We start from the raw sequence: 19,225 nt of genomic DNA, 5'->3' as shown, positions 1-19,225 counted from the left end.
TAATGCGTACCAGACATCTTATAAAAGGATAATCCTATGCAAAGCCAACTGTTGATTAACGGCCGACTGGTTACCGGCCAGGGCGCGTTGTTGCCGGTGTATAACCCGGCAACCGGAGAGGTAGTGGTACAGGTGGCTGAAGCCAGTGCAGAGCAGGTCGATCAGGCGGTGCTGGCGGCCGACGCCGCCTTTGAACACTGGGGGCAGACCACGCCGAAGGAGCGGGCTGAACATCTGCTGAAGCTGGCGGATTTGATCGACAGTCATGCGGAAACCTTCGCTCGCCTGGAATCGATTAACTGCGGTAAACCCTATCACTGCGTGCTGAATGATGAACTGCCGGGTGTGGCCGACGTCTTTCGCTTTTTCGCCGGGGCCAGCCGTTGTTTGAGCGGGCTGGCGGCCGGTGAATATCTGGCTGGACACACCTCGATGATCCGCCGTGATCCCCTGGGCGTCGTTGCCTCGATCGCCCCCTGGAACTATCCGCTGATGATGGCGGCGTGGAAGCTGGCTCCGGCCCTGGCGGCGGGCAATTGCGTGGTGCTTAAGCCGTCGGAACAAACACCGCTGACCACCTTCAAGCTGGCTGAACTGGCCGCCGGACTGTTCCCGCCGGGCGTGCTCAACGTCCTGTTTGGTCGTGGTGCCAGCGTCGGTGACAGGCTGACCGGCCATAGCAAAGTGCGCATGGTATCCCTGACCGGCTCAATCGCCACCGGCGAACATATCATTGGCCATACCGCATCCGGCATTAAACGCACCCATATGGAGCTGGGGGGCAAGGCGCCGGTGCTGGTGTTTGACGACGCCGACCTGCAACAGGTGGTGGAAGGGATCCGCAGCTTTGGCTTCTACAACGCCGGTCAGGACTGCACTGCCGCCTGTCGCATTTACGCGCAGAAAGGCATCTATCCGCAGTTGGTGAAGGCGTTGGGCGAGGCTATCGGCAGCCTGAAGATCGGCCCGCCGATCGATGCCAGCAGCGAACTGGGTCCGTTGATTACCGCTCAGCATCTGGAGCGGGTGGTGGGTTTTGTCGAGCGAGCCAAGGCGTTGCCGCATGTACAGGTGGTGACCGGTGGTGAGCGGGTTAACGGCCCTGGGTACTATTTCCAGCCGACGCTGTTGGCCGGTGCTCGTCAGGAGGATGAAATCGTGCAGCGTGAGGTGTTTGGGCCGGTGGTGACCGTCACGCCGTTCGACGATGAGGCGCAGGTGCTGGCCTGGGCCAACGAGTCTGACTACGGGCTGGCGTCTTCCCTGTGGACCCGCGACGTGGGGCGGGCACACCGTCTGAGCGCCCGTTTGCAATACGGCTGCACCTGGGTGAATACCCATTTCATGCTGGTGAGCGAGATGCCGCACGGTGGCCAAAAGTTGTCTGGCTACGGCAAGGATATGTCGATGTACGGCCTGGAAGATTACACCGCAATCCGCCACGTGATGTTTAAACATTGATTCATCAGGTTTTATCTGCAAAATAATGCGGCTTTCAGACCGGCTCCGGCCGGTCTGATGATAATAAAAACTCAAAGGAAGCCAATAGCCATGGGAATCACCAGACGCGATTTTCTTAATGGGGTGGCGATCACTATCGCCGCCGGGTTAACGCCGATGCAGATCCTGCGTGCATCGCCGCAAACCGCCAATCAAACCCTCTATTATCCGCCGACGCTGACCGGATTGCGGGGCAACCATCCTGGTTCGTTTGAGCATGCTCACCAACTGGGGCGTGACGGCAAGACCTTCGATTTTGCCAGCATCCCGGCCACGGAAGAGTTCGATCTGGTGGTAGTCGGTGCCGGGATCAGCGGACTGGCCGCTGCCTGTTTCTGGCAGCAAATGAAAGGTCAGCAGCAGCGTATCTTGCTGATCGACAACCATGATGATTTCGGCGGCCACGCCAAGCGTAATGAATTCAGCAGCGAAAATGGCACCATTCTCGGCTACGGCGGCAGCGAGTCGCTGCAGTCGCCGCGCTCCAACTTCAGCCCGGTGGCGATGGGGCTGCTGCAAAAACTGGGCGTCAGCATCGACAACCTGGAAAAGGCTTTCGATAAAACCTTCTACCCGGATCTTAACCTGAGCCGTGGCGTCTATTTCGATCGCAAAAACTTCGGCGTCGACAAAGTAGTGAACGGGGATCCTGGCCGTATGGTGGCGGATGATATTCCCCATGACCGCCTTAATGGCCGTTCCTACGAAGCCTTTATCGGTGATTTCCCGCTGCCGGAAAGCGATCGCCAGGCGCTGATTGCACTGCATACGGTGGAAAAGGATTACCTGCCGGAAATGAGTCAGGAGCAGAAAAGCGAATGGCTCGACAAGCACAGTTATACCGAATTCCTGCGTGACAAGGTTGGCCTGAGCGAAATGGCGATCCGCTATTTCCAACAAACCACCAGTGACTTCCAGGCGGTGGGCATCGACGCCACTTCGTGCAGCGATGCGCGTATTTGCGATCTGCCTGGCCTGAACGGCATGAACCTGCCGCCGCTGGATGAAGAGTCACAGGCGGATCTCGACGATCCTTACGTGTTCCACTTCCCGGACGGCAACGCCACGCTGACACGCTTAATGGTGCGCCATCTGATCCCGGCGGTCTCACCGGGCGGTAAGGACATGAATGACATAGTGTTGGCGAAGTTCGACTACAGCCAGCTTGACCGGGCGGAGTCACCGGTAAAACTGCGGTTGAACAGCACCGGGCTGCACGCGGCTAACGTTGGCGACAAGGTCGAAGTGACCTACATGACCGGCGAGAAAATGACCAAGGTGCGCGCCGGGCAGGTAGTGATGGCCGGTTACAATATGATGATCCCTTATCTGGTGCCGGAAATGTCGCCGGAGCAGCAACAGGCGCTGAAGCAGAACGTCAAGTCGCCGCTGGTGTACAGCAAAGTGGTGATCCGTAACTGGCAGTCGTTTATTAAACTGGGCGTGCATGAGGTTTACTCGCCAACGGCGCCTTATTGCCGTGTGAAGCTGGATTATCCGGTGAGCATGGGCGGCTACCAGCATCCACGCGATCCGAACCAGCCGATTGGCCTGCACATGGTGTATGTGCCGACGCTGGCGGGCAGCGGGTTAAGCCCACGCGAGCAGTCGCGCAAGGGCCGTGCCTTGCTGTTGGGCACGCCGTTTGAAGTGCATGAGCAGATGATCCGTGAGCAGTTGCAGGGCATGCTCGGTTCCGCCGGTTTTGATCATCAGCGTGATATTGAAGCGATCACCGTAAACCGCTGGTCGCACGGCTATTCCTACTTCCTCAACGGGCTGTTTGACGATGAGGACGAGGCGAAGAAAATCATTGAGACGGCGCGTAAGCCGATCGGCAAAATTGTGATTGCCAACTCGGATTCAGACTGGAGCCCGTACGCCAACTCGGCGATCGATCAGGCGTGGCGCGCGGTTAATGAACTGGCCTTCGGCCAGGTTGCCGCCAAGGAGGGAGCATGAGCATGCGTTCACTGTACTTACTGACCTTACTGGCGGCGGGTGGCTCGGCACAGGCGATGTCGGCCGGGGAATATGTTGCCAGGGCTGGTGACTGCACCGCCTGCCATACCACGCCGGGTGGGGCTTTGCTTGGCGGTGGTATGAAGTTTCCGACCCCGCTGGGCAATATTTACGCTACCAATATTACGCCGGACAAGCAGCAGGGCATCGGCGCCTATTCCTTTGACGAGTTTGACCGTGCGATGCGTCAGGGGATCGCCAAAGATGGCCATCGACTGTATCCGGCGATGCCGTACACCTCTTACGCCAAAATGAACGCGGAAGATATGCGTGCGCTGTACGACTATCTGATGAAGGAAGTCCCGGCGCAGAACACCGTCAACCGCGCCAGTGATATCAGTTGGCCGCTGTCGATGCGTTGGCCGTTGGCAATATGGAACCAACTGTTCCATGAGGATACGCCTTATCAGCCGGACAGCAGCCAGAGCTCAGAGTGGAACCGTGGCGCCTATTTGGTGCAAGGGGCAGGGCACTGCGGCAGTTGTCATACGCCGCGCGGCTGGGCGATGCAGGAGAAAGGGCTGGACAGCAAAGATCCGGCCTTCCTGAGCGGTGCCGAACTCGATGGCTGGTACGCTTCAGGAATACGCGGGCTGAAACAGGATGAAGTGGTGGCCTTGCTGAAAACCGGGCGCAGCCAACATGCGGCAGTCGCAGGGCCGATGAGTGAAGTGGTTAGCCACAGCACGCAATATCTGACCGACGGTGATTTGAACGCCATTGCTACTTACCTGCACAGTCTGGCGGCAGAGAAACCGCCGGCGGAGAAACCCGTAGCCATGGCGGTCGACAACTGGCAAGCGGGGCAACGCACCTATGCCATGTACTGTTCAACCTGCCATGGTAATAAGGGCGAGGGCAGCGATAACACCATTCCGGCATTGGCCGGTAACGCAACGGTCACGGCGGAGGATCCACTAACCGCGCTGCGCGTAGTGTTGGAAGGAGCACATACGCCGATCACCCAACATGCTACGGCGCTTGCCATGCCGGGTTACGCCTGGACATTGAACGACCAGCAGGCTGCCGATCTGATGAGTTATTTGCGGGGAAGTTGGGGCAACCAGGCGGCACCGGTCACGGCGCAGCAGGTAAAAGAGACACGCAAGCTGGCGGAGAAATAACGGTGGGCGCGCGTTGAGCTGTTTGTTAGACAGAGATACTCGGGCCTAGCGCACCGAGGGGCGCTCCGGCGGGCAAGCCGCTACGACCCCTTCGGCACGCTCTCCCTAATAACGGGCATTATCAGCCGTCTGAGGGCACGGCAGCAGGCCGCGCCCCTTTCAATTACATGACCTTATGCGGGCCGAAGCATTCGTAGTGGATGCGTTCGGCCTCTACGCCCATGTCCAGAAGTTGGCTGGCCACAGACTGCATAAACGGTAACGGTCCGCAGAAGTAGTAATGCATCTGCGGCGTGCTGAGCGTTTCACGCAGGGCACTGAGATTCATCAGGCCACGGCTCTGGTAGTCGCGGCCTTCCACATCATTGGCACCCGGTTGGTTGTACCACACGTGACGGCTCAGATTCGGCATGCGGCCGGCAATATCCGCCACTTCATCGGCAAAGGCGTGAACGCTGCCGTTTTCCGCCGCGTGCAGCCAGTGCACGTCCGCCGGGTGCTGGTTATCGTGCAGCGTATGGAGCATGCCGAGCATTGGTGTTTGGCCGACACCGGCGGAGATCAGTGCCACCGGGGTTTCCGGCTGCGCTTCCAGGAAGAAATCCCCGTGCGGCGGAGCGATATAAATGACGTCGCCTTCTTTGGCCTGCTGGTGCAGGAAGTTCGATACCTTGCCCTGATCCTCTCGTTTTACCGCAATGCGATAGTACTCGCCATTCGGTGAGGTGGTCAGTGAGTATTGGCGAATCTCCTGGTTTTCCATGCTGTCGTGCTTGATGTAGACCGCCAGGTACTGGCCCGGTTTGAAGTCGATCACCTTGCCACCGTCAACCGGCGCCAACACGAAGCTGCAAATCACCTCGCTCTGTGGCTGTTTTTTGACGATGCGGAAGGCTCGTCGATCGCGCCAGCCACCCTCGGCAGTTTCGCTGGCCTGATAAATCTGGCCTTCGCGCTGGATAAATACATCCGCCAACACCCCGTAGGCTTTACCCCAGGCATCCAGCACTTCCTGCCCCGGGCTGAACATTTCGTCCAGAGTTGCCAGCAGATGACCACCGACAATCTGATATTGATCCGGGCGAATATTCAGGCTGGTATGCTTCTGGGCAATGCGCTCCACCGCCGGCAGCAGCGCCGCCAGGTTTTCGATATTCGCGGCATAGGCGCAGATCGCGTCGAACAGCGCCTGACGCTGATCGCCATTGCGCTGGTTGTTCATGTTGAACACGTCCTTTAACTCGGGATTATGCTCGAACATGCGATCGTAGAAGTGGGCGGTCAGTTTTGGCCCGGTAGCGGCCAGCAGGGGAATAGTAGATTTTACGGTGGCGATGGTTTGGCTATCCAGCATGGTGGCGCTCCTTGGTCGGACATTATTGGAATATTCTAATGATGCATTTTAAATGCACCTTTACGTTTGAACGCATCCTAACGGTTTCTGCCGTGGCTGTAAATACCCCTGTTTTTGTTGCGGAGTCGCCATGCGACGATCTCGCTCACAGAACATGAAAAAACCGCATCCTCAGTATGAGTAAAAGTCGGTTGTCGAATGGGGTGTTTTATCGGATCAAAGCCTTGCTGCGCCTAATGCCAATCGTTTGCGTAAAAACCTCTGTCAAGACCTATCCTCGGTGGGGCGAAACAGTTTACACTGTGGCCCAGAACCCGAACGGGTAGTTATTTGGTGATTTTTTAGTTAGCTGATTTAGTCAGGAGAAGCCGGATGTTAAAGCGTGAAATGAACATTGCTGATTACGATGCCGAACTGTGGCGTGCAATGGAGCAAGAAGTTGTGCGTCAGGAAGAGCACATTGAGCTGATTGCGTCTGAGAACTACACCAGCCCGCGCGTAATGCAGGCCCAGGGCTCCCAGTTGACCAACAAATACGCTGAAGGTTATCCGGGCAAGCGTTATTACGGCGGCTGCGAATATGTGGATATCGTTGAGCAACTGGCCATCGATCGCGCAAAAGAGCTGTTCGGCGCAGATTACGCCAACGTCCAGCCGCACTCCGGTTCCCAGGCGAACTTCGCTGTTTACACCGCGCTGCTGCAGCCGGGCGACACCATTCTGGGCATGAACCTGGCGCACGGCGGCCACCTGACCCACGGTTCACCGGTCAACCTGTCTGGTAAACTGTATAACGTGGTGCCTTACGGCATCGACGAAAAAGGTCAAATCGACTACGAAGATCTGGCGAAACAGGCACAGACTCATAAACCAAAAATGATCATCGGCGGCTTCTCTGCCTTCTCCGGTATCGTTGATTGGGCAAAAATGCGCGAAATCGCCGACAGCATCGGCGCTTACCTGTTCGTTGACATGGCGCACGTAGCGGGTCTGATCGCCGCCGGCGTTTATCCGAACCCGGTCCCTCACGCACATATCGTGACCACCACCACCCACAAAACCCTGGCAGGTCCGCGCGGCGGCCTGATCCTGGCGAAAGGCGGTGATGAAGATCTGTATAAAAAGCTGAACTCCGCGGTGTTCCCGGGCGGCCAGGGCGGCCCGCTGATGCACGTGATCGCCGGTAAAGCGGTGGCGCTGAAAGAAGCCATGGAGCCTGAGTTCAAAATTTACCAGCAGCAAGTGGCCAAAAACGCCAAAGCCATGGTGGAAGTGGTGCTGGAGCGCGGCTACAAAGTGGTTTCCGGTGGCACTCATAACCACCTGTTCCTGCTGGATCTGGTTGATAAGAACCTGACCGGTAAAGAAGCTGACGCTGCCCTGGGCCGCGCCAACATTACCGTGAACAAAAACAGCGTGCCAAACGATCCCAAGAGCCCGTTCGTCACCTCCGGTGTGCGTATCGGTACTCCGGCAGTGACCCGTCGCGGCTTCAAAGAAGCTGACGTGCGTGAACTGGCCGGCTGGATCTGCGACGTGCTGGACAACATCAACGATGAAGCCACCATCGAACGCACCAAGAAGAAAGTACTGGATATCTGCGCCCGCCTGCCGGTTTACGCATAATTTCCATTGCTGTAAAAAACGCTGAGGCGTCAGGCCGGTCACTTGGGTGACCGGTTTTTTTTTACCTTTAGGCGACGGTTAGAGATTGAACGTCGTATATATATTTCCGTCATTAATATTAGTTATTGATATATATATCAACGATAGGGTGTGATATTTGTCGTCTTTTAATTAATTACCTTGTTTACATACGGTGTTATGTGATGTAAGTCTATATGATTGTTATTTGCTCTCATGGTATATCTTGAAAAAGGATGGTTATTATACTATGGAGTGTCGTATGACGCAGGTTATTCACTTTATCCTCTCGTGTCTGTTAGTGACGATAATGGCATTGATGGTCAGCCATGAACGAAAGTTAATTAAGATCCGCTATATTATTCAGCTGCTGGTGATTGAAGTATTACTTGCCTGGCTGTTCCTTCGTTCTGATATGGGTACCGGATTTACGGCACAGGTTTCTACGGTGTTTAACGGTTTGATGCTGTTTGCCGGTGAAGGCACTGACTTTTTATTCGGCGGAATGCGGGCGCAAGGACTGGCATTCTTCCTTCTCAATGTATTGTGTCCTATTATTTTTATTTCTGCATTGATCGGTATTATTCAGCACATCAATCTGTTGCCGATTATTATCCGGGTAGTGGGGACGGTGTTGTCCAAAGTCAATGGCATGGGCAAGTTGGAGTCTTTTAATGCTGTCAGCGCATTATTGCTGGGGCAGTCAGAGAACTTTATCGTTTATAAAGACGTGCTGGGCAAGATGTCCGAAAATCGCATTTACACTATGGCAGCCACTGCGATGTCAACCGTCTCGGTTTTTATGGTCGGTGCCTATATCAATATGGTTGATGCCCGCTATGTCGTAGTGTCATTGATTCTGAATATGTTTAGCACATTTATCGTGCTGTCACTGATTAATCCGTATCGTGTCGATTTGGAAGAAGAGGTTGAGATGCAGGATCTGCATCGTGGACAAAGTTTATTTGAAATGTTGGGCGAATATATTCTTGCCGGCTTTAAGGTCGCAGTAATCATTGCCGCCATGCTGCTGGGCTTTATTGCCCTGATCGCCGCCATCAACGCGTTGTTTAGCAGCCTGTTTGGCATCAGTTTTCAAGGCTTGCTGGGCTATTTGCTTTATCCTTTTGCCTGGGTGCTTGGCGTGCCGGCTCATGAGGCGCAGCAGGTTGGCAGCATCATGGCGACCAAGATTGTCGCCAACGAGTTTGTCGCCATGACTGAGTTGCAACAGATTAAAGCCGTGCTGTCGCCCCGCGCCGAAGGGATCTTGTCGGTATTCCTGATTTCTTTTGCCAACTTCACCTCGGTGGGCATTGTGGCGGGTGCGATTAAAGCATTGAACGAGAAGCAGGGGAACGTGGTTTCCCGTTTCAGTATGAAACTGCTGTATGGCTCAACGCTGGTGAGTTTCTTATCGGCAGCGGTGGCCGGATTGGTTATTTAAACCCTCTGGCAGGCTAGATTAAGGAATATTTATCCCGGCGGTATTTAAAATCAACCGACATAAGGAGGTGTTGCAATGAAGATTTTGTTTATTGGTGAGTCATGGCATATTCACATGATCCACTCTAAAGGCTTTGACAGTTTTACCTCGAGTAAATATGAAGAGGGGGCAGAGTATCTGTTGTCCTGTCTGCGCAGCGCCGGTATTTTCATCGACTATATGCCGGCGCATACAGTTCAAAATGCCTTCCCACAAACGTTAGACGAACTGCTGGTTTATGATGTCGTCGTGATTAGCGATATCGGCAGTAATACCTTCCTATTGCAAAATAAAACCTTTTATAAAATGGAGGTGATGACCAATGCTCTGTCACTGATAAAAGACTATGTCGCTATGGGGGGCGGTGCGTTAATGATAGGCGGTTATCTTTCCTTTACCGGCATAGAGGCAAAAGCAAATTATAAAAACACCATCCTTGCCGAAGTATTACCGGTTGAAATGTTAGACCACGACGACCGCGTTGAGTTGCCGCAAGGCTGCAAGCCCCTCACATTAAGCAAGACTCACGAGATTACCCGTCATTTAAATGAATGGCCGCCCTTACTGGGCTATAACAAATTTATTGCCAAACCCGGCAGCGAAACATTAGCCGAAATTAACGGCGATCCTCTGCTGGTGGTGGGTAAGTATCAAGAAGGCCATGTTGCCTGCTTTGCCGCTGATTGCTCCCCACATTGGGGTGGGCCGCAATTTATGCAATGGGAAAATTATACCGCCTTCTGGTGCAATATATTGAATTCAATCAAAAGGAGAAATTAGAATGGAAGACAAAGCCAAGATTCAAGAAATGATTGCTGCCGCCTCCCAGGCCAGAGAGTTTTCCTATGCCCCTTATTCCAACTTTACCGTGGGGGCGGCATTGATCACCAAGAGCGGCAAGGTGTTCACCGGCTGCAATGTCGAATCCGTCTCTTATTCGCCAACCACCTGCGCAGAACGCGTGGCGATCCTGAAAGCGGTCTCCGAAGGCGAGCGCAGTTTTGAGATGATCGTGGTGATCGGCGGCCCCAGAGTGGGTGAAAGCAAGGCTAAAGGTTATTCCGGGCCTTGCGGCGTGTGCCGCCAAATGATTTATGAATTCGGCAAGGATATCCAGATCATTATCGCTAACAGCCTGGATGAGTACTATGTGCACGATATTTCTGAGCTTTTCCCACTTGGGTTCGGCCCGGATCATTTGTTGGGCTAAATAGCAGTATCTCCATAATCAGGGTAGCGGCAAGCTGCGCCCTGATTATGGGAATAAACTGTGAACTCCCTAGCACTCTACTCCCTCGACGATGAATGAACATTGCTAGCCAGTGTGAGCTCTGTCAAAGTATCGCCCTCACACCGGAGGGATCATGGTTCTGCAATCTACGCGTTGGCTAGCTCTCAGTTACTTCACCTACTTTTTTTCTTACGGCATCTTCTTACCCTTTTGGGGCGTTTGGTTAAAAGGTGAGGGCATACCGCCTGAAACCATCGGTATTCTGCTTGGCGCCGGTCTGGTTGCGCGCTTCCTCGGTAGTTTGTTGATTGCTCCACGGGTGAAAGATCCCGCTCATCTGGTGACGGCATTGCGCCTGCTGGCATTGCTGACGCTGGCTTTTGCCATTGGGTTCTGTTTCGGCAACGGCTGGGGCTGGCTGATGCTGGTGATCGCCGGCTTTAACCTGTTCTTTTCACCGTTGGTTCCGCTCACCGACGCACTGGCCGGCACCTGGCAAAAACAAATCACCATGGATTACGGCCGGGTCAGGCTATGGGGCTCGCTGGCGTTTGTGATTGGTTCGGCGCTAACCGGGCAGATGGTTTCCGTCTGGGGCCATAGCGCCATTCTCTACAGCCTGATAATCAGCATACTGGCGATGCTGTTGGGCATGATGCTGAAACCGAGCGTGATGCCGCAGGGGGAAACGCGCACCCACAGCGAAACCGAACGTTCTCTGTGGGAGATGCTTAAGGAAGGGCCCGTCTGGCGCTTCCTGTTGTGCGTCACTCTGCTGCAAGGCGCGCATGCCGGTTATTACAGTTTCGGTTCTATCTATTGGCAGGAGGCGGGCTACTCGGCTTCGACCATTGGTTACTTGTGGTCGCTGGGGGTGGTGGCCGAAGTGGTTATTTTTGCCAGCAGCAATTTCCTGTTCCGCCGCTGGAATGCGCGCAATCTGCTGCTGCTTTCCGCCTGTTGCGGGATACTGCGCTGGAGCCTGATGGCCAGTAGCACCGAGTTGGGGTGGCTACTGGTGATCCAAATTCTGCACTGCGGCACCTTTACCGTTTGCCATCTGGCAGCGATGCGTTTTATCGCCGCGCGCAAGGGGCCGGAAGTGATCCGGCTGCAGGCGGTTTATTCGGCGCTGGCGATGGGCGGCGGTATTGCGATTATGACGGTGATCGCCGGTTTCCTGTTCGAGCATCTGCAGGGTGGGGTGTTCTGGGTGATGGCGGCAGTGGTGTTGCCGGCGTTGTTTATCCGCCCACCGGCCGTTGCGGTCAGCAGCAGCCGTTAAGAGGTTTCCAGCAGCGCACGGATGAATTTGCGCTGCTGGCGCGCTAATGGCAATTCGGTATAAATCAGCGGCGGCTGTGGCGCACTGTGCTCCGTGGCATAGGGGGTGATCACCAGGGTGACGCCCTGCGGCGCGCCAGAATGCAGATAGTCGCGCAGTGGCAAATACTTGATATTAAGTGGCAGCAGCGTTAATTCGCGGATCTGATATTCCACTTCATCTTCCAACTGCGGGTTGTCCAGCGTCAGCAATAACACCTGTTTTTCCTGCAACGCATTGCCCTGCATCAACCAGGCACCGAAACTGATGGCGACCAGCCCGGCTTCTTCGCTGGAAAAATGAATACCGTATTCCTGTTCCAGCGGGGCCAGTGCCTCCTGGGCGGTACGCATCAGGCGCGGATACTTGCGTTCAACTTCCTCCAGCAGTGTGTTATCGATACCAATCTCAAAGCGACAGCGTTCTACCGCAGGGGCCAGATGGGCGAACAGCTGGCTGATCAAATCCTCTTTACTGCTAAAAGTCATGCCGGAAATCTGCTGGAAGCGCTCGACCATATTTTCAATCGCTGCCATTAATCGTAGATCTTCCGTTGAGTCATTGCTGTGGTAGCTGTGATTTTTCAGCATGGTAAACATCAGCACCAGAAAATCGTTTTCGCTGGTTTCGGGTGGCAGAGCAAATAACTGATTCAATGATTGATGCAGCAAGACGGTCGCCTGATGTTCCGGCTTCTGATGCAGCCAGTCGCGTTGTTCGGGGCTGAATGTCGGGTGCCGCCGGCGTTGGTTCTCCCATGCGCAGTAGCGCAGGTAGTGTTGCAGAAACTGACGATCGCGTCGATCAAAGCTGCGGTTGACCAGCGCTTCATACTCGCTGATGCACTGTTCCAGCTGCGGTGTCAGATCGGCGCTTTGCCCCAGAGCTTGCTGTAACCAGCGGGAAAAATGTTGATCGATAAATTCCGGGCTACAGCGCAGGGCTCTGCGCAGCCAGTGGAGCAGGCAGAGGCGTTGGTTGAGTGCGCTGCCCCTGATCCGGTAACCCTCATCGGGGTTACCGTCGATCTCCAGATGGTGGAAACGCTGGATTTCACTGGCAACCTCGGCTATATCTTGCCGGGTAATCGGGGGGGAAACGCCATTAATTTGGCTGATAGTCTCCAGTTGTACTGCGGGCACCGGCGCATACAACATCAATAACAGATGGCAGCGTCGTTGTTGACCGGAGAGCTCAGGCACGGGGGCAGTGTCCAGGCTCATATCACCTTCGGGCAGGTAACGTTTAAATTATGAATAAGCATAGCAAAAGGTGATGCGCGGCGCGGCAACGGCACCCGGTTTTACTTCGGCTTACAACTTTCGTCACAAATATTGGGCGAGATCGCGGCGGTTGAAGAACGGTTTATGTTACTTTATAACAATAATGAGTATCTTTTGATGATGAAGTTACGCTTTGTTTTGGCCGGTTTTTTAATGCTATTGAGCGCCGGCGCTGTGGCTCACCCGCACAGCTTTATTGATATGAACACCACCTTTGTGGCGAAGGATCAACAGCTGGTTGGCTTGAAAATGGTTTGGGTTATGGATGAAATCACCTCGGCAGATCTGCTGTACGATGCACAAAATGCCAAAAAAGACTCGGAAATATGGAAAAAGCTGGCGGCGGAAGTGATGGCCAATGTTCTGGGGCAACACTATTTTACGGATGTCTATCGCGACGGCAAGCCGGTGAAATACCTGAATCTGCCAACGGAATACCACCTGTCACGCCAGGGGCACCAGGCGGTACTGGAGTTTGTACTGCCGCTGGCCGAACCGCAGCCTCTGGCGGGCAAGCCGTTCGAGATCTCCACCTACGATCCCACTTATTTTGTCGATATGACTTATAAAGATAAAACGGCATTGCATCTGCCGTCGGAGATGGCTTCGCAGTGCAAATTCAAACTGATGACGCCCAAACCGGACTCCTCTTTACAGGCTTACGCATTGTCCCTCGATAAAAACGATTCACCCGGCGAAGATATGGCGCTGGGGCAACAGTTCGCCCAGCGGGTTAGCCTGCAATGTCAATAAATCTCAGCCAGCACCGGGCGCGTAAGCGACACTGGGCTTTCAGCCTGTGGCCGCTGCTGCTGTTTGCCGTGTTGCTGATGCTGGGCGCGCAGTTGGCGTGGCACTATTGGCCGCAATTACTGATGCAAAGCGTGGTGTGGCAGAAAGGGCTGCACCTGCAATTGGCGGGTTTGTTGCAGCAGGTAAAAGCGGCACCGCAACAGGCCGGGTTGGCGCTGATGTTGTTCAGCCTGAGTTATGGCGTGCTGCACGCCCTTGGCCCCGGCCACGGTAAAGTGGTGATTGCCACCTATCTGGCTACCCATCCGGCGCGGTTGAAAAGCAGCCTGAAACTGACCTTTGCCGCGTCGTTGGTGCAGGGACTGGTGGCGATCGCGCTGGTGACGTTGATGCTGGTGGTACTGCAACTGTCGTCCCGGCAACTGCACCAGAGCAGTTTCTGGCTCGAGAAAGGCAGTTTTATTCTGGTGATGCTGCTCGGGGTGTTGCTGAGCTGGCGAGCGCTGAAGCGTTTGTATTATGCGGTGAAAGCCATGCGTCCGTCGCCAACGCTGCGAATCAACAGCCTGCAACCGCTGCCGGCGGACCACGTTCACAGTGAGCATTGCGGCTGCGGTCACCGCCATATGCCGAGCGACAGCGAACTGCAGGCGGGTAGCGACTGGCGTACACAGACCGCCATCGTGTTGGCGATGGGAATGCGGCCGTGCTCGGGCGCAATACTGGTGTTGCTGTTTTCCAAGGTGATTGGCGTGTTTGTCTGGGGCGTTTTCTCGGCGTTGGCCATGGCGCTGGGCACCTCACTGACCATCTCATTATTGGCCTTGTTGGTGCATTACAGTCGCCGATTGGCGGTACGTCTCAGCCAATCACGTGCACCTGCGGCCTGGAGTGCGGTGGCCTGGGGTTCGCTGGCGCTGGCCGGTGGCCTGATTTTGCTGTTCGCCGGGCTGTTGCTGTATCTCACTGCCCAGTCGGAGTTTATCGGCGGCATCCGGCCTTTCTCCCGCTGACGGGCATAAAAAAAGCGCTGCAATAAACTGCAGCGCTTTTTCTTTATTCATTCACTTCGCGATATTAACGCTTCAGCGCTTCGCTCAGTTCTTCACGCATGGTGGAAAGCATGGCTTTCACTACGCGCGGGTTGCCGGCTACCACGTTGCCGGAGCTGAAGTGGTTGTGGCCGCCAACAAAGTCGGTCACCAGGCCGCCGGATTCACGTACCAGCAGTTCACCTGCGGCGAAATCCCATGGCTTCAGGCCTATTTCGAAGAAACCGTCAACGCGACCGGCGGCCACATAGGCCAGATCCAGCGCGGCAGAACCGGTACGACGGAAGTCGGCACACTGAGTGAATAGTTTGCCAACCACATTAATGTATGGCGTTGCGTGCTGCTTAACCTTGAACGGGAAGCCGGTCGCCAGGATGGTGCCATCGAGATCTTTGGCATTGGTGCCGCGCAGACGGTAACCGTTGAGCTGTGCGCCCTGACCGCGGGTGGCGGTGAACAGTTCGTTACGCATTGGATCGTAAACCACAGCCACTTCAGTACGGCCTTTAATGCGTACGGCGATGGAAACTGAGAAGTGTGGGAAACGTTTGATGAAGTTTGATGTGCCATCCAGTGGATCGATCACCCATTGTACGTCTTTATCTTCGCCGACCAATTCGCCGCGTTCTTCGGTAACAATAGTATGTTGCGGATAGGACTTGCGAATGACGTCGATGATCAGATGCTCTGCATCGCGATCGACGTTAGTGACAAAGTCATTGGTCCCTTTCTGGCTCGCTTCTACAGCGTCCGGGGTTTCGTAGTTTTTGGCAATCAGGTTACCGGCCTTGCGCGCAGCGCGCACGGCGATCGTCAGCATCGGATGCATGGGTATCTTCCAACTAGGATGTTAAAGAACAGGAAACGGCGCGAAGTATAGCAGGTGTTCGGCAAAATGCCTACGGCTGTGTTAAGCTGCTGTGATTTTCCGCTACGCTCAGAGTTTGTATGCTGCATAACATCCGCATTGTTCTGGTAGAAACCTCTCATACCGGTAACATGGGCTCGACCGCCAGAGCCATGAAAACCATGGGATTAACCAACCTTTATTTGGTTAATCCGCTGATAAAACCTGATTCTCAGGCGATCGCCCTGGCCGCTGGTGCCAGCGACGTGATCGGCAACGCCACTATTGTTGACACTCTGGATGACGCCATTGCCGGCTGCAGTCTGGTCGTGGGCACCAGTGCGCGTTCGCGCACCTTGCCGTGGCCGATGCTGGAACCGCGCGAATGCGGCATCCGCGCCGTGCACGAAGGTGAACATGCGCCGGTAGCGCTGGTGTTCGGCCGTGAACGTGTCGGCCTGACCAATGATGAGCTGCAAAAGTGCCATTATCATGTCGCCATCCCTGCCAACCCGGATTACAGCTCGTTGAATCTGGCGATGGCGGTGCAAATTCTGGCCTATGAAGTGCGTGTGGCTTACCTCGATCGTCAACAGGCAGGCGCGCCACAACTGGAAGAAACGCCGTATCCGTTGGTCGATGACCTGGAACGCTTCTATCAGCATCTGGAACAAACGCTGCAGCATAGTGGCTTTATCCGTCCCTCTCATCCGGGGCAGGTCATGAGCCGTTTGCGTCGTTTATTCACCCGTGCGCGGCCGGAAGCTCAAGAGCTGAATATCCTGCGCGGTATGCTGACGTCGATCGAGAAACAGGACAAACATCAAGGTAATTAATTTGATGTGAAATGACGGCTTGCGGTAATAGTATTAGTTATCTAACGGTTATAATGTGTATTTTATATGCATATTATCTGGCTTAGTCCAAAACGTGCTAATACTTGAGTAAATTACTAGGTTAAATAGTTGACTGATTTACTCAGGAATGTCAGACTTTCGGCCATGTTTGACCAACAGGTAACCACTTAGCTATGAGACTGACATCCAAAGGCCGTTATGCCGTAACCGCTATGCTTGACGTGGCATTGCACTCCCAGGAAGGGCCCGTTCCTCTGGCGGATATTTCTGAGCGCCAGGGTATCTCGCTCTCTTATCTGGAACAATTATTCTCCCGTCTGCGCAAGAATGGCCTGGTGGCCAGCGTACGTGGACCGGGCGGTGGTTATCTGCTGGGCAAAGACGCGAGTGAGATTGCCGTAGGTGCAGTCATCACTGCTGTCGATGAATCGGTAGACGCAACCCGTTGCCAGGGTAAAGAAGGCTGTCAGGGTGGCGATCGCTGCCTGACCCATACCCTGTGGCGTGATCTGAGCGAGCGCATCAGCGGGTTCCTGAACAACATTACGCTGGCTGAACTGGTGAACAACCAGGACGTGCTGGTGGTGGCGGACCGTCAAAACAACGATACCCGTCGCACGGCCAACGGTCGTCCGCAAGAAACTATCAACGTTAATCTGCGCGCATAAGCAGCTGGCGATATTTTTTTAGTTTTTGGAAGTGATGTACGGAGCACAAGAGCAATGAAATTACCGATTTATCTGGATTACTCAGCAACGACGCCGGTTGATCCGCGCGTTGCTGAGAAAATGATGCAATTTTTGACTCTGGACGGGACTTTTGGTAACCCGGCTTCCCGTTCCCACCGTTTCGGTTGGCAGGCGGAAGAGGCGGTAGATATCGCCCGTAACCAAATTGCTGAACTGGTTGGCGCTGACCCGCGCGAAATCGTGTTCACTTCCGGAGCCACCGAGTCCGACAACCTGGCGATCAAAGGCGCTGCCAATTTCTATCAAAAGAAAGGCAAGCACATTATCACCAGCAAAACCGAACACAAAGCCGTGCTGGACACCTGTCGCCAGCTCGAGCGTGAAGGCTTTGAAGTGACCTATCTGGCACCTCAGAGCAACGGTATTATCAGCCTGCAGGCCCTCGAAGCCGCGATGCGTGAGGACACCATTCTGGTTTCTATCATGCACGTGAACAACGAAATCGGCGTGGTGCAGGATATCGAAGCTATCGGCGAAATGTGTCGTGCGCGCGGTATCATTTATCACGTTGATGCTACCCAGAGCGTGGGCAAATTGCCTATCGACCTGAGCAAGCTGAAAGTTGATCTGATGTCTTTCTCCGGCCACAAAATTTATGGCCCGAAAGGCATTGGTGCGCTGTACGTGCGTCGTAAGCCACGTATCCGTATCGAAGCCCAGATCCACGGCGGTGGTCATGAGCGCGGTATGCGTTCCGGTACCCTGCCAGTACACCAGATCGCCGGTATGGGCGAAGCCTACCGTATCGCCAAAGAAGAAATGGCGTCGGAAATGGCACGTCTGCGCACGCTGCGCGATCGTCTGTGGAACGGCGTGAAAGATATGGAAGAAGTGTATCTGAACGGCTCTCTGGAGAACGGGGTGCCTAACATCCTGAACGTCAGCTTCAACTATGTTGAAGGCGAGTCGCTGATCATGGCGCTGAAAGACCTGGCCGTATCCTCGGGTTCTGCCTGTACCTCCGCCAGCCTTGAGCCATCTTACGTGCTGCGCGCGTTGGGCATGACTGACGAATTGGCGCATAGCTCGATCCGTTTCTCTCTGGGGCGTTTCACCACAGAAGAAGAGATCGATTACACCATTCAACTGGTGCGTAAATCCATCGGCCGTCTGCGTGACCTGTCTCCACTGTGGGACATGTTCAAGCAGGGCGTGGATATCAACAGCATCGAATGGGCACATCATTAATTCTCAGGATTCAGGAGCAAGGTCATGGCTTACAGCGAAAAAGTAATCGATCACTATGAAAACCCGCGTAACGTGGGTTCTTTCGACAACGAAGATCCTAGCGTTGGCAGCGGCATGGTGGGTGCACCGGCCTGTGGCGACGTGATGAAGTTGCAGATCAAAGTCAACAATGAAGGTATCATTGAAGACGCCCGTTTCAAGACTTACGGCTGCGGTTCCGCCATCGCCTCCAGCTCGCTGGTGACCGAATGGATGAAAGGCAAGTCTCTTGATCAGGCCGAAGCGATCAAAAACACGCAGATCGCCGAAGAACTGGAATTACCGCCGGTAAAAATTCACTGCTCAATCCTGGCCGAAGACGCCATTAAAGCAGCGATTGCCGACTACAAGAGCAAACACAGCGCCAAGTAATTATTTCTGAGTCATTTAGCCCGGCCTTGGTTGGGCTTTGAAGTGTGAGGTTGTGATGTCAATTACCATGAGCGACAGCGCTGCACAGCGCGTTCAGGCATTTATGAATAACCGTGGCAAAGGTCTTGGCCTGCGTCTGGGGGTGAGAACCTCTGGCTGCTCCGGGATGGCGTATGTGCTGGAATTTGTTGACGATATGAACGATGACGACATCGTTTTTGAAAACAAAGGCGTTAAGGTGATCATTGACGGCAAGAGCCTGGTCTACCTTGACGGCACCGAGCTTGATTTCGTTAAGGAAGGCCTGAACGAAGGCTTCAAGTTCAACAACCCCAATGTCTCAAGCGAGTGTGGCTGCGGCGAAAGTTTCAACGTCTGACAGTCCATCGTGCTCCCCCGC

Annotated in this window: 18 protein-coding genes; 15 read left to right on the top strand and 3 right to left on the bottom strand. The window is 54.5% G+C overall.

Translation table 11 applies throughout. The features are described from left to right. Window positions 1-36 precede the first annotated feature (36 nt). The 3 genes from patD (at window position 37) to M2406_RS19695 (ending at window position 4,646) form a co-directional block, all read left to right on the top strand. A complete protein-coding gene (gene patD / locus M2406_RS19705; protein ID WP_259191077.1) occupies window positions 37-1,461 on the top strand; it encodes an aminobutyraldehyde dehydrogenase in 1,425 nt (474 codons plus the stop codon). Window positions 1,462-1,551: 90 nt separating this feature from the next. After that, window positions 1,552-3,462: an FAD/NAD(P)-binding protein gene (locus M2406_RS19700; RefSeq protein ID WP_259191076.1), complete on the top strand. Its 1,911-nt coding sequence runs from the start codon at window positions 1,552-1,554 to the stop codon at window positions 3,460-3,462. After that, on the top strand, window positions 3,459-4,646 hold the full coding sequence (locus M2406_RS19695; RefSeq protein WP_259191075.1) for a cytochrome c: 1,188 nt from the start codon (window positions 3,459-3,461) through the stop codon (window positions 4,644-4,646). Before M2406_RS19700 ends, M2406_RS19695 begins: the two co-directional genes overlap by 4 nt. Window positions 4,647-4,809: 163 nt before the next feature. Here M2406_RS19695 and hmpA read toward each other — a convergent pair whose 3' ends face one another. Beyond that, a complete protein-coding gene (gene hmpA / locus M2406_RS19690) occupies window positions 4,810-6,000 on the bottom strand; it encodes an NO-inducible flavohemoprotein (RefSeq protein WP_017893703.1) in 1,191 nt (396 codons plus the stop codon). 372 nt (window positions 6,001-6,372) lie between these two features. Between hmpA and glyA the strand changes: the two genes are divergently transcribed. From glyA to M2406_RS19665, 5 genes are all read left to right on the top strand, one after another. Next, window positions 6,373-7,626: a serine hydroxymethyltransferase gene (gene glyA / locus M2406_RS19685; protein ID WP_012146345.1), complete on the top strand. Its 1,254-nt coding sequence runs from the start codon at window positions 6,373-6,375 to the stop codon at window positions 7,624-7,626. A gap of 280 nt (window positions 7,627-7,906) precedes the next feature. Next, window positions 7,907-9,091 (top strand): NupC/NupG family nucleoside CNT transporter, encoded by a 1,185-nt coding sequence (locus M2406_RS19680; RefSeq protein ID WP_259191074.1) that lies wholly within the window; start codon window positions 7,907-7,909, stop codon window positions 9,089-9,091. A gap of 75 nt (window positions 9,092-9,166) precedes the next feature. Further along, entirely contained in the window at window positions 9,167-9,910 is a 744-nt protein-coding gene (locus M2406_RS19675) for a glutamine amidotransferase (RefSeq protein WP_259191073.1), read from the top strand. A gap of 1 nt (window position 9,911) precedes the next feature. Then, window positions 9,912-10,340: a cytidine deaminase gene (gene cdd / locus M2406_RS19670; protein WP_012146342.1), complete on the top strand. Its 429-nt coding sequence runs from the start codon at window positions 9,912-9,914 to the stop codon at window positions 10,338-10,340. A gap of 154 nt (window positions 10,341-10,494) precedes the next feature. Beyond that, a complete protein-coding gene (locus M2406_RS19665; RefSeq protein WP_115184016.1) occupies window positions 10,495-11,646 on the top strand; it encodes a 3-phenylpropionate MFS transporter in 1,152 nt (383 codons plus the stop codon). Here M2406_RS19665 and csiE read toward each other — a convergent pair. After that, window positions 11,643-12,908, bottom strand: a complete 1,266-nt coding sequence (gene csiE, locus M2406_RS19660) for a stationary phase inducible protein CsiE (RefSeq protein ID WP_259191072.1) — start codon at window positions 12,906-12,908, stop codon at window positions 11,643-11,645. The genes M2406_RS19665 and csiE overlap by 4 nt on opposite strands. Window positions 12,909-13,085: 177 nt before the next feature. On the opposite strand from csiE, the gene M2406_RS19655 reads away from it, so the two are divergent. Next, a complete protein-coding gene (locus M2406_RS19655; RefSeq protein ID WP_259191071.1) occupies window positions 13,086-13,721 on the top strand; it encodes a DUF1007 family protein in 636 nt (211 codons plus the stop codon). Further along, window positions 13,712-14,734 (top strand): nickel/cobalt transporter, encoded by a 1,023-nt coding sequence (locus M2406_RS19650; protein WP_259191070.1) that lies wholly within the window; start codon window positions 13,712-13,714, stop codon window positions 14,732-14,734. Before M2406_RS19655 ends, M2406_RS19650 begins: the two co-directional genes overlap by 10 nt. Before the next feature lie 64 nt (window positions 14,735-14,798). Here M2406_RS19650 and suhB read toward each other — a convergent pair whose 3' ends face one another. Then, window positions 14,799-15,602, bottom strand: coding sequence for an inositol-1-monophosphatase (suhB, locus tag M2406_RS19645; RefSeq protein ID WP_012146337.1), 804 nt, complete (start codon window positions 15,600-15,602; stop codon window positions 14,799-14,801). A 119-nt stretch (window positions 15,603-15,721) separates the two neighbouring features. Between suhB and trmJ the strand changes: the two genes are divergently transcribed. The 5 genes from trmJ to iscA all read left to right on the top strand — a co-directional run bounded on the left by trmJ (window position 15,722) and on the right by iscA (window position 19,204). Beyond that, window positions 15,722-16,456 (top strand): tRNA (cytosine(32)/uridine(32)-2'-O)-methyltransferase TrmJ, encoded by a 735-nt coding sequence (trmJ, locus tag M2406_RS19640; RefSeq protein WP_012146336.1) that lies wholly within the window; start codon window positions 15,722-15,724, stop codon window positions 16,454-16,456. Between the two features lie 194 nt (window positions 16,457-16,650). After that, the gene (iscR, locus tag M2406_RS19635; protein ID WP_012146335.1) at window positions 16,651-17,145 is read left to right on the top strand and encodes a Fe-S cluster assembly transcriptional regulator IscR; all 495 of its coding nucleotides are present in this window, start codon (window positions 16,651-16,653) and stop codon (window positions 17,143-17,145) included. Window positions 17,146-17,199: 54 nt separating this feature from the next. Beyond that, window positions 17,200-18,414, top strand: a complete 1,215-nt coding sequence (locus M2406_RS19630; RefSeq protein ID WP_012146334.1) for an IscS subfamily cysteine desulfurase — start codon at window positions 17,200-17,202, stop codon at window positions 18,412-18,414. A gap of 24 nt (window positions 18,415-18,438) precedes the next feature. Beyond that, on the top strand, window positions 18,439-18,825 hold the full coding sequence (gene iscU / locus M2406_RS19625) for a Fe-S cluster assembly scaffold IscU (RefSeq protein WP_012146333.1): 387 nt from the start codon (window positions 18,439-18,441) through the stop codon (window positions 18,823-18,825). Between the two features lie 55 nt (window positions 18,826-18,880). Further along, complete coding sequence (iscA, locus tag M2406_RS19620; protein WP_012146332.1) at window positions 18,881-19,204, top strand: iron-sulfur cluster assembly protein IscA; 324 nt, start codon at window positions 18,881-18,883, stop codon at window positions 19,202-19,204. Window positions 19,205-19,225: the final 21 nt, after the last annotated feature.

The sequence above is a fragment of the Serratia sp. BIGb0163 genome (assembly GCF_024809935.1).
Taxonomy (GTDB): Bacteria; Pseudomonadota; Gammaproteobacteria; order Enterobacterales; family Enterobacteriaceae; genus Serratia; species Serratia quinivorans.
This window is presented reverse-complemented; position numbering and strand designations above follow the sequence as displayed.

Excerpts from the sequence above, each read along its gene's own strand:
- patD (WP_259191077.1), top strand. The coding sequence starts at position 37 with ATGCAAAGCCAACTGTTGATTAACGGCCGACTGGTTACCGGCCAGGGC.
- M2406_RS19700 (WP_259191076.1), top strand. The coding sequence starts at position 1,552 with ATGGGAATCACCAGACGCGATTTTCTTAATGGGGTGGCGATCACTATC.
- M2406_RS19695 (WP_259191075.1), top strand. The coding sequence starts at position 3,459 with ATGAGCATGCGTTCACTGTACTTACTGACCTTACTGGCGGCGGGTGGC.
- hmpA (WP_017893703.1), bottom strand. The coding sequence starts at position 6,000 with ATGCTGGATAGCCAAACCATCGCCACCGTAAAATCTACTATTCCCCTG.
- glyA (WP_012146345.1), top strand. The coding sequence starts at position 6,373 with ATGTTAAAGCGTGAAATGAACATTGCTGATTACGATGCCGAACTGTGG.
- M2406_RS19680 (WP_259191074.1), top strand. The coding sequence starts at position 7,907 with ATGACGCAGGTTATTCACTTTATCCTCTCGTGTCTGTTAGTGACGATA.
- M2406_RS19675 (WP_259191073.1), top strand. The coding sequence starts at position 9,167 with ATGAAGATTTTGTTTATTGGTGAGTCATGGCATATTCACATGATCCAC.
- cdd (WP_012146342.1), top strand. The coding sequence starts at position 9,912 with ATGGAAGACAAAGCCAAGATTCAAGAAATGATTGCTGCCGCCTCCCAG.
- M2406_RS19665 (WP_115184016.1), top strand. The coding sequence starts at position 10,495 with ATGGTTCTGCAATCTACGCGTTGGCTAGCTCTCAGTTACTTCACCTAC.
- csiE (WP_259191072.1), bottom strand. The coding sequence starts at position 12,908 with ATGAGCCTGGACACTGCCCCCGTGCCTGAGCTCTCCGGTCAACAACGA.
- M2406_RS19655 (WP_259191071.1), top strand. The coding sequence starts at position 13,086 with ATGATGAAGTTACGCTTTGTTTTGGCCGGTTTTTTAATGCTATTGAGC.
- M2406_RS19650 (WP_259191070.1), top strand. The coding sequence starts at position 13,712 with ATGTCAATAAATCTCAGCCAGCACCGGGCGCGTAAGCGACACTGGGCT.
- suhB (WP_012146337.1), bottom strand. The coding sequence starts at position 15,602 with ATGCATCCGATGCTGACGATCGCCGTGCGCGCTGCGCGCAAGGCCGGT.
- trmJ (WP_012146336.1), top strand. The coding sequence starts at position 15,722 with ATGCTGCATAACATCCGCATTGTTCTGGTAGAAACCTCTCATACCGGT.
- iscR (WP_012146335.1), top strand. The coding sequence starts at position 16,651 with ATGAGACTGACATCCAAAGGCCGTTATGCCGTAACCGCTATGCTTGAC.
- M2406_RS19630 (WP_012146334.1), top strand. The coding sequence starts at position 17,200 with ATGAAATTACCGATTTATCTGGATTACTCAGCAACGACGCCGGTTGAT.
- iscU (WP_012146333.1), top strand. The coding sequence starts at position 18,439 with ATGGCTTACAGCGAAAAAGTAATCGATCACTATGAAAACCCGCGTAAC.
- iscA (WP_012146332.1), top strand. The coding sequence starts at position 18,881 with ATGTCAATTACCATGAGCGACAGCGCTGCACAGCGCGTTCAGGCATTT.